General features: G+C 44.1%; 12 protein-coding genes. 4 read left to right on the plus strand and 8 right to left on the minus strand.

Going from position 1 to position 9901, the window contains the following annotated elements; all coding sequences use genetic code 11:
- Positions 1–48 precede the first annotated feature (48 nt).
- From AB7D94_RS14400 to AB7D94_RS14430, 7 genes are all read right to left on the minus strand, one after another.
- Positions 49–423 carry a type II toxin-antitoxin system VapC family toxin gene (locus tag AB7D94_RS14400; RefSeq protein WP_420266644.1) on the minus strand — a complete coding sequence of 125 codons (375 nt, stop codon included), beginning with the start codon at positions 421–423 and terminating at the stop codon, positions 49–51.
- Complete coding sequence (locus tag AB7D94_RS14405) at positions 392–622, minus strand: antitoxin AF2212-like protein (protein ID WP_420266645.1); 231 nt, start codon at positions 620–622, stop codon at positions 392–394. The genes AB7D94_RS14400 and AB7D94_RS14405 overlap by 32 nt, the downstream gene beginning before the upstream one ends.
- 354 nt (positions 623–976) lie before the next feature.
- Positions 977–1210: a hypothetical protein gene (locus AB7D94_RS14410; protein ID WP_420266646.1), complete on the minus strand. Its 234-nt coding sequence runs from the start codon at positions 1208–1210 to the stop codon at positions 977–979.
- 22 nt (positions 1211–1232) lie between these two features.
- On the minus strand, positions 1233–1637 hold the full coding sequence (locus AB7D94_RS14415) for a hypothetical protein (protein WP_420266647.1): 405 nt from the start codon (positions 1635–1637) through the stop codon (positions 1233–1235).
- A 348-nt stretch (positions 1638–1985) separates the two neighbouring features.
- Positions 1986–4070, minus strand: a complete 2085-nt coding sequence (fusA, locus tag AB7D94_RS14420) for an elongation factor G (protein WP_420266648.1) — start codon at positions 4068–4070, stop codon at positions 1986–1988.
- Positions 4071–4093: 23 nt separating this feature from the next.
- Positions 4094–4540, minus strand: a complete 447-nt coding sequence (locus tag AB7D94_RS14425) for a SoxR reducing system RseC family protein (RefSeq protein ID WP_420266649.1) — start codon at positions 4538–4540, stop codon at positions 4094–4096.
- A gap of 59 nt (positions 4541–4599) precedes the next feature.
- Positions 4600–5769: a hypothetical protein gene (locus AB7D94_RS14430; protein WP_420266650.1), complete on the minus strand. Its 1170-nt coding sequence runs from the start codon at positions 5767–5769 to the stop codon at positions 4600–4602.
- Positions 5770–5934: 165 nt separating this feature from the next.
- Here AB7D94_RS14430 and AB7D94_RS14435 point away from each other — a divergent pair, with 165 nt between their 5' ends.
- The 3 genes from AB7D94_RS14435 (at position 5935) to AB7D94_RS14445 (ending at position 7645) form a co-directional block, all read left to right on the plus strand.
- Positions 5935–6204: a hypothetical protein gene (locus tag AB7D94_RS14435; RefSeq protein ID WP_420266651.1), complete on the plus strand. Its 270-nt coding sequence runs from the start codon at positions 5935–5937 to the stop codon at positions 6202–6204.
- A gap of 529 nt (positions 6205–6733) precedes the next feature.
- Positions 6734–7117, plus strand: a complete 384-nt coding sequence (locus tag AB7D94_RS14440; protein ID WP_420266652.1) for a hypothetical protein — start codon at positions 6734–6736, stop codon at positions 7115–7117.
- Positions 7118–7306: 189 nt separating this feature from the next.
- Positions 7307–7645, plus strand: a complete 339-nt coding sequence (locus tag AB7D94_RS14445; protein ID WP_420266653.1) for a helix-turn-helix transcriptional regulator — start codon at positions 7307–7309, stop codon at positions 7643–7645.
- A gap of 24 nt (positions 7646–7669) precedes the next feature.
- Here AB7D94_RS14445 and AB7D94_RS14450 read toward each other — a convergent pair whose 3' ends face one another.
- On the minus strand, positions 7670–8080 hold the full coding sequence (locus AB7D94_RS14450; RefSeq protein ID WP_420266654.1) for a DUF5618 family protein: 411 nt from the start codon (positions 8078–8080) through the stop codon (positions 7670–7672).
- Positions 8081–8361: 281 nt separating this feature from the next.
- On the opposite strand from AB7D94_RS14450, the gene AB7D94_RS14455 reads away from it, so the two are divergent.
- Positions 8362–9901 (plus strand): GAF domain-containing protein (locus AB7D94_RS14455; RefSeq protein WP_420266655.1); only part of this gene is annotated, 1540 nt, incomplete at its 3' end.

Raw genomic sequence — 9901 nt, forward strand, 5'->3', positions numbered from 1 at the left:
ATTATGACATCTGCTACCCCCACTGTAAAGATGGGGTTTTCTTGACGCTTACAATATAACCAAATCATAACAGATGGCAGTAGCGGCGATTAGCAGGTCGAAGTCATCAATCAATAGTCCATTTTTTCGCAGTATCTTCCGTTGTTTGGCAAAAACTTTACAAATATCGGCATCTATTCCTAAAACAACCAAATCCGGTGTTAAAAACGCATCTAATGACTGTTGTTGTTTGTCCTGAGTTTTGGAGTCAAAAATCCCCTCATAAATTTCAGCAAGGGAAATGATACTTATAGAAAGTCCCTCATGACTAAACTCTCGTAATTTCTCGCGAACAAGCCCTACGCCCTTGAGAAGGTCTATCAACCAATCGGTATCTATCAGGTATTTCTGGCTATTTTCTGACAGATTTCTCTCTGTTGGCATAGATATCTCTCTTCAGCTTCTCTGTATCAACATCCGCCCATGAACCAAATGCAGCGTCTAAAGCCTCTGTTATACTTGCTTTAGGTGTAGCTATGTCTGAGGAGATCGTGACAGTTACCTCTTTCCCCTCTGGAAAATCAATCCGTTCCAAAGGCTCTATAACACCGTGCGAAATGCGGGCCTTAATTTCGATGGCCATATCTGTCCACCTCCTTCTTTACACCTGTTAACTGTATTATAGCATTTTTCGCTAAGTAACAATACGCTTCTTTTTTTATGCGGTTTTATGTAAAAGACATCGTCCTGAGCTTGCTCAAATCCTATACTTCTGCGGCTTGAAGTAATTTCTACGAACTTTGACATGACGAAGGTAATCCTTATATCTAATGCTAAAAAACATATGAAGAGGCAACCTAAATATGGGACAGCACCCACCTAAACGGTCGGCGGCGCTATTTAGCATATTAGCATAGCCACCGATTACATGTCCTCTACAGAATAAAGAAATCTGCCCACACCCTATGCGCTAACGATGTGATACATACTTCTTTTATCATGTGTCCTTTTTATCTTCCTGTTCTTTTATCTCCATAGATTGAATTAGTTTATCCATTAAATTCAATAGACGGTCGTATTCATCGTCAACCATATCTAAAAGAGCTGATATCCTGCCCATAGGTCTCAGAAATGGCGACGCGACATCTTTTCTTTCTTTATAATTAAGATAATGTGAGGCAGCCGCCCAAAGATGCTGCGCAAGTGTTCTAACCTGTATCTCTACAATCAAGTTGTCAAACTTATCATATTTATCAGGAGTGCAGCACTCCTTTTTTTATTTTCACTTCATAGTGGAGTGATCCATAACCAAATTGTTGTTCTAACTGAAATATACGTTTCTTTCTTTTTTCCTCAAAATAGGTTTCAATAATCTTACAAATTGCTTCGATATCTCTTTTAAATAGCAAAGTTATCCTAATACCGGCTAAATCTGTTATCTCACATAGTTTATGAGGTATTATAGGTTTATACTTGTAATTGTTGATATTATGAGTGATAGATTCAAAATCTTTAATTCTTGAAGTTATTTCTGATATTTTCTGCATTTCATTCTTACAAAGAATATCTTTAAATTTGTTCTTCACCTCTTCAAGAAAGTCACCATAAAGACGATAATTTCTTTCATACTCACTTTTAATATCTTCTATATATAGCATCTGACCTGTTTCCTTATAAAATAAAGGTTTTATTCACTTCAATATCGTACTACAATTATTTTTTTGATGTCAACAACCCCAAATTTCATGGCACATGCATCAGAGAGCAATAAAGCAGAGATTGCTATGCGGCTCAGGTGAATCAGGAACACATCCCCTTTAACTTGATATGGGACTGGACATATGAGCGGACATATAGACACATAAGGGGTCACCGCAGAAACAATAGACAAAACGAACCATTTTGTCTATTGTTTCATATATAACAGCCTCTAAACCCACGTATTTTCTGAGAGCTGGTATAGCCAACAATAGACAAAATGATGGCGCATACCTCGTATTTTTGTATTACTCCTCCTCCTCCTCTTTCTTAGCCATGGCGATTATCTTTTGCGCATTCTGGTGCGGCACATCCTCGTAATGCGAAAACTCCATCGAGTATAGCCCCCTGCCGCTGGTTATGCTATGGAGCTGGTTGGCATAGGTGAGCATCTCGGACATCGGAACTGTGGCCGCAATCTTCTGATTCCCCCCTGCCTGGGATTCCATGCCCTGAACCTTGCCGCGCCTTGAGTTCAGGTCGCCTATTATGGCCCCGAGATAATCATCAGGCACAATAACCTCTACCTTCATAATTGGCTCAAGCAAGACGGGACTGGCGGCCAGTACCGCCTTTTTAATAGCCATCGAACCGGCTATCTTAAATGCCATTTCTGAGGAATCCACGGCATGATACGAGCCGTCATAAAGAGAAACCCTGACGTCTACCAGCGGGTAACCCGCAATAATGCCACCTTTCATTTTATCAATAATACCTTTTTCAACCGCAGGGATGTATTGGCGCGGGATAGACCCGCCCACGATTTTATCCAGAAACTCAAACCCGCCGCCTGTTTCCAGAGGCTCTACGGTTATCCAGCAGTCGCCGTACTGGCCCTTGCCGCCCGATTGTTTCTTATACTTGCCCTGCACGCTGGTAGTGGCGCGAATGGTCTCTCTGTATGGGATTTTCGGGATCTTCATATCTACGTCAACGCCGAATTTCCTCTTTAGTTTATGCAGCGTTACCTCTATATGTACCTGCCCCATGCCGGAGATTATCATCTCGTTGGTTTCGGGGTCACGATGGAATTTTATTGTAGGGTCCTCGTCAAGTATCCTGTGCAGGCCGGTGCTTACTTTCTCCTCATCCCCCTTTGTTTTTGGCTCAATCGCATAGGATATAATAGGCTCGGCAAATTTGACAGAGGAAAACACCACAGGGTGTGCCTCGTCTGTAAGGGTATCGCCCGTGAGTGTCTCCTTTAATTTTGCCACTACGCCAATTTCACCAGGGCCTAACGCCTTGACAGGGATTTGTTTCTTGCCCATCATGTGAAATATTTGCCCTACCCGCTCCTTCGTCCCCCTTGTGGTGTTTAAAAGCGTGGCGTCCGGGCGGAGTGTGCCAGAAAAGATTCTGAATATCGTTAATCTGCCGGCATATGGGTCGGCAATCGTCTTAAATACGTAAATCGCCAGTTGTGCGTTTTCTGCCGGTGGGAGTTTCACCTCCGAGCCGTCCTTTGTATTTTTAGCGGTAACCGATACCGCGTTAAATCTATCTAAGGGCGAAGACAGGTACATGGTTATCGCCTGCAGGAGCTGGGGAATGGCCATATTTTTTTCGGCTGAGCCACAGGCAACTGTGACAAATTCCCTCGTGCAAACACCGTGGCGAATTCCATTTACGATCTCCTCCTGCGTGAGTTCGCCCGTTTCGAGGTATTTCTCCAGCAGCGTGTCATCAAGCTCGGCTATTTTTTCTACCAGTTTTTTTCTGTATTGCTCATAATCGGCCACCATATCCGGGGGAATTTCCAGCACCTCGGATTTGCCGCCCTTTGTCACATACGCCCTGGAATGTAAAACATCCACAACACCCGTAAATTGCAACCCCTCACCCATAGGGATAAAAAGCGGGATGGCGTCAACAGAAAAGAGTTTTTCCACCTGCTCGATGGTTTGCTGAAAATTGGCGTTTTCCTTATCCATTTCATTGACAAAGACGATACGCGGCACGGCGAATTCGTCGGCGTATTTCCAAAGTTTCTGGGTCTCTGCCCGCGCCCCGTCAACGGCGCTTACGACTACGACCGCGCCATCGGCTATCCTGAGGCAGCCCCTTGTGTCCTCCATAAAATTGATAAATCCCGGCGTATCAATTAAATTCAGCCTGTAGTCTGACCATTCGCATGTGGCCACTGAGGAGTTAATCGTTACTTTCCTGTCAATCTCCTCCGCGTCAAAATCCATTACCGTGTTGCCGTCCGTAACGCTGCCCATTCTTGTGGTTGCGCCGGCATTAAAGAGAATTGCCTCTGCAAGCGTGGTCTTTCCACAGCCGCTGTGGCCTAAAATAGCTACGTTGCGAACCTTTTCAGCACTATCCATAGTTCCCCCTTTAAGGTTTATATTTAGAGTTCGATAATATGTTCGATTACGGGCGTATTTTCAGTTTTTCGCTCAAGATTCCTGGAAATTATTTTTAAGGCAATAAAAGAAACGACAAACGCGGAAAACCCTCCCAAGGCGGAGAGCGTCTCAGGATTGGACGCCTTAAACACACCGGCAAGCAGGTACTTACCGGCCACCGCCCCTACAAGAAGCGCAGCCGCGGGAAGGCCATAGACCAACAGCGTCCCCCTGACATACGTGTAGTACCTCGCGGTTACTCTGACTTGTTGTCCAACCTTTGCCCCTGCAATGTTGAGCGCTGTGATTTCGACGGTTTGACTGTCATTGCCGTCGTTTGTAAAGAGGCATGACTGGCCTTCCTTGCAGCCTTCGCAGGTCTGCCTCCTCTGTACAACCACGGTCGCATTAACGCCGTCAATCCTGCTCACAACGCCAACCTCTTCCATAACGCCTGCATTGTAACATACCGCAGCGCATCACCGCCATCGGTCAGAGGTAAATTTATTCATTTCCAGTTATTCAGCTCAAGTGCAAGATTCTTTTCTACACCGGTAGGGTTTTCAATATTCAGCGAGCCGCTGTCTATTAAATATTTCACAATCGAAACGGCCATGAGCCTGTGTCCCCTGAGATTTAAATGTCTGTCATGGCGCCAGTATAAATCTCTCTGTGAATCAAGTACGCTGCGCGGGGTTTGGTCGGCATATTTTTGTAATATCGGTGTCAGGTCAAGATACTGAATCCCGTTTGCCTTAAAAAATCCCGTGAGAACCTCGTTTGGGTAGTCCCAGTTGAGGTCATACGGGCGCAGGAATTTATACACCTGTTCGCGAGTTGGAATCAGGACGATTACGAATTTTGCGCCGAGGGCGTCTGCCTCTGACTGCATCTGCCTGACATTGTCGAGGTTAATCTGCCACGCCTTAGTGAGCATCGGGACGTCTTTGGGGGATAAGAAAGGCAGCTCATATTCGCCGTGAATGCCGAGCCAGAGTTTTATTACGCGATATAATTTATTATTATCAGTGATGAACTCGTAAAGGCGGTACAGGGCGAAGTGTTTATAAAACGTGGTATTGGGCTTTCTGATGTGGCGCAGGAGTGGTGATTGAATCTTTTCGGTTGATTTATTTTTTTCGGTTTTGTTGTAGAAATGCAGGTCATCAACCATATCGTTTCCAATAAAATAGGCCGTAATGATAAGGGCGGGCTTAGTGCCTGAGGATTTTTCGATAGCGCGCGTAACTTTTTTGATTTTCAGAAGTTCCTGTGCTGTGCCGTAGCCCATAACGCCGCATTTCAGCACCCGCGCTTTGGTGTATTTTTCTATGAGGCGTGGAAACAGGTCTTCATAGGGCGTAAAACCCCATGTAAAGCTGTCGCCGACGATGAGCGTATAGTCCGGTTCACCCTTATATGGCGCATCATAGCACCCAAGTTCGTTTGACCAGACGGTGTAGGGCTTCTCGTAGAAATTAAACGTCGCGGGGGGATAATTTTTCACAATATCATACAAGGATTCGTTATCGTCGCCCAGATAACCCTTCAGCTCAAAGATTTCGAGCTGTTTATTGAAGGTCGTAAAGCGAAGGGCAATCTCCGCAACCCCAAGCGAGATAAACACTGCGGCAACCAGCAGGGCTGCATTGACAGCAAAACGTTTAACAGGTCGCATATATAGCTCAGGCCACCGTCAGGACACATATGATTTTCATACGTATCATTATAGATTGAAAGCAGCTCCCACCGCAACACAATTTCTTGACATATCATTATTTATGATATATAATGCAGCAGTCATTTCGACGCGTATAGTTTTGCGATGGAAAGGAGTTGATAAATGGCCGGATGTGATGGTGAGCATGTCTACGAAGGCATAACCAGAGAGAAGGTTGATTTTATACTTCAGAAGTTAGGGGAAGGCAAAGCGGACGTAAGCGGCGACGCAGATGGCCCGTGGGATGTAGACACACATAATTCTGGAGTGAAGTTAAAATGTGAGTGGGACGAGGCAAACGCGCAGATGGCTATTACGGTAACCGACAAAAAAAAGCTCGTACCATGCGTGATGGTTTGGCAGAAAATAGATCATTTGATGGGGAAGGTGTAGGTGAGAAGTGTTTTATAAGTTATCCGAGTTAGGTTATTTCATAATAACTAATATATTAAAAATTGCATTGTGGTATGTCGAATGGGAGGATTTAAGGTTACATGCCAGAAAGGCATACCTAAGATGATCATGGAGGTATATTGCGGCAGGACTATTTAAGAAACGCCTTCAACATGGTGAACATCGCAACTAACTGCCCGGCCCAGAAGAGGAACATCCATTTCAGGGTTTCGGCTTTTGATTTGTCTATTTCAGACTTAACCATTTCAATCTTGAGTTCAAGCGCAGACTTTACGATTTCAAGGTCGGCCTTATTGGCAGCTTCACGCCTGGCCTGATCCGATACCTCATCAAAAGCCTCAATGAGCGCCTTTGGTCACAAATGGCGATGAAAATCAAAATGGTATTGACTGTTTCATCGGACTGTGTTAAATTTAGTCAGTACCATGATAATTGTACAAGGAGAATGAGATAATAAGAGATAATCTGAGAAAAAGGCAGGAGGAACCTAAAGCATGAGAGGTAAGCTATGAATCTTGACGAAGAAGTGGAGAGTTTGCTTTTAGCGGTCGAGGAAAAAACTGTATTTACAGATATTTATAATCTGTTTTACGACCTGACCGACAAGGCTGAGTTCAGGAAAATGTGTGTACCTGCTATTAATAAGAAAATCAAGGCGACCATAACCTCAATAGCAAAAAGAATCGTTAAAAACGCGGTGATAAGCGGATTTAAAGCCGTAAAAGTAGATAGGTATAAACTCTGGCATGGGGTGTTTTACTCCGACATGAGAATGTCGACGTTTTTTTATTTCGAGAAACTCGATATGGGTCTGGTGTCAGTTTCCGGGCCAAATAGCCATATGGACATTGCAAGGTTTACAGTTGGCGGATATTCACGCTGTACGCATTGATATTATTAAGGAAGGGAAAGGGGACAGGCAACTTTTCTAATATCGTCTTTTTAGGTCTTCCACGGCGGTTTAATGTTGGAATAAAAAATAGCCTGTCCCCCTTTCTTCACGTGAGTTAAAGTTTCGACGCGTAATAACCGATAGAGTAGATATAGTTGTAGTATGTGAATGACTTGCGAGGAGGTTGTTATGTCAGGTATTGAAGGAATTGAAGGTATTCAGGGTATTGGAGGCATTCAGGACGTTGTTAATGCGCCTAAGACTAATCCGGCTCCCATCACCCCAAAAAAAACTGAGGCTGAAGCACCTGCCCATCAGACAACCACAACAAGCGCATCTGGCGGGACCACTGTCCATCTTTCAAATGCTGCTCAAGCCCTGGAATTACAACAGGAGGGATACAGCGCAGAACAGATTGCCCGGAAACTCGGCATAAGTATCATCACAGTAAACGGTTATCTGGCGTCTGAGACCAACACTACAACAGCCGCAGCAGCAACAACACCTAAGGCAAGCGGCACAACATAAATCAACAGGGTGTGATAGGCTCGGCTAATTCAAGAGCTTCTTAATAAAGGCGTCAGTGTCCTTCATGGCGTCTTTGACCATTGTTCCTCTTCTGATTAAGCCTCTGTAGTACCCTGCTATGTGTAATGTTTCATAAAGGCTTTCAAAATCCCTCATGAGCCTGCCATTATTGACAGCAAAGTGTTTTTGTAGCACCGCCCTGTAGCCGTCAACTGACTTAGGCAACTCTTTGGAGGTTACTCCCTTCTTCTCTATCAGGACTTCGTTAATGGCCTCCAACACAGCAAAGTATGCCGTCCCAAATGCCTCCCGAACCGGCTTCTTGTCAATATATATATTATCCTCAATGGAGGCAGACCTTAATAGCTCCCTCGCGTTTTCCATGTACCGAAACGCTTCGCCATGTCCATACTTAGGCTTTTTTACCATTCCCATTTTTAATCATAGACATTTTTGAATATCCGTGTCAAGTGGGCGAATTATCATATTTTTTGATACATATCCGCCTCGTCGGCGTGGTTGTCACACCGGCATAGTATAACAGCATGTCTTGTAAAATATATTTATAAAGAACTTCTTGCTTTACAAACAAGAAGTGTATATGCTACAATAATGTGTAGATATTGCAGCACTACCACAGGTGGAGTGGCAAAGGGGCGTTTCCCTGATTACCTGTGATGTGTGTGTCTAATAAATAACGGAGGAGTCTGAGGGCAATGATAGAATCTTTTGGCGGCAGCAGAGGAAGTGAATTTTTCATCATGGACTTTTTACAGAAGATACCGGCGCAGGCATTAGATCCCTCCGGCGCGGAGGAAGCCCTGTGCGAAGATATACGTAAATTTACCAACTCTCAGGTTTGTGCCATCGTCCTGCATGATGAACATGGTAAAATATCAAAAGTGACGCTAACGCCTCCAGACAACCATGAATTTCTAACAGGGGACCTGTTGGAAAAAATGATTTATGTATCGGTAGGCACCTCCAGCATAAAAGTATGGAACATCCCGGAGAAGAAGGAGTTGTTTAACGAGACTGGCATATCCGCCGATATTTTCAACATTCTTTCAATGCCTCTATATTCAGGCTCCACAAGGATTGGCACTTTATTGATTGTAAACATCACAATCGCTGCAAACTCTATTTCTTTGGATCCATTGTTTCAAACAATGGACATGATTGGAAAAATAATAGGGTTAGTCCTAAAAAACGCATACTTTTATCAAGAGACACAAGAGCAATTAAAACTATCGAAATTTATGGCGGAGATTGGGCAAATTTTGGCCTCAAGCGCGTCATCGTTAGCAGGATTGCTTCAAAATAGCGCTGAGGCTATAGTCAGCCATTTGGGTGTATCTGTGGCGCGTATTTGGGTTATGGACGAAACGGGAAATACACTTGAACTACAGGCTAGTGCCGGACTATATAAAAATATTGACGGAGACCAGTCACGAATTACTGTTGGTAAAGACGCAATGGGGATTATTGCAGGTGACTCCATGCCCCATATTACCAACCCGGCACAAACAGACCCCTTAATTAACAGCACTGATTGGGTTAAACGGGATGGCATAATAGCTTTTGAGGAATATCCATTAATAGCAGAAGGAAGAGTTACGGGTGTTTTGGCCATATTTTCAAAAAACATTTTAACCAAATTCACAATTGACTCCATTGCCACCGTATCAAATAGCATTGCCGTCGCAATTAAAAATAAACAGGTTGAGAAAATGCGTATTCAGGCAAAAGAAGAGGCTTTGACAGATAAAGAAGAGGCTGATAGGGTAAAAGAAGTAGCTTTGACAGATAAAGAAGAGGCTGATAGGGTAAAAGAAGTGGCTTTGACAGATAAAGAAGTGGCTGACAGGGTTAAGGAAGCCGCTTTGACAGCCAAAGAAGTGGCTGATAGGGTTAAGGAAGCCGCTTTGACAGCCAAAGAAGTGGCTGATAGGGTTAAGGAAGCCGCTTTGATTGCTAAAGAAGAGGCTGATAGGGTTAAGGAAGCCGCTTTGACAGCCAAAGAAGAGGCCGATAGGGTTAAGGAAGCCGCTCTGATTGCCAAAGAAGAGGCCGATAGGGTTAAGGAAGAGGCTTTGATTGCTAAAAAAGAGGCCGATAGGGTTAAGGAAGCCGCTTTGATTGCCAAAGAAGAGGCCGATAGGGTTAAGGAAGAGGCTTTGATTGCCAAAAAAGAGGCCGATAGGGTTAAGGAAGAGGCTTTGATTGCCAAAAAAGAGGCCGATAGGGTTAAGGAAG

This window comes from Candidatus Magnetominusculus dajiuhuensis, assembly GCF_046044395.1.
Classification (GTDB): domain Bacteria; phylum Nitrospirota; class Thermodesulfovibrionia; order Thermodesulfovibrionales; family Magnetobacteriaceae; genus Magnetominusculus; species Magnetominusculus dajiuhuensis.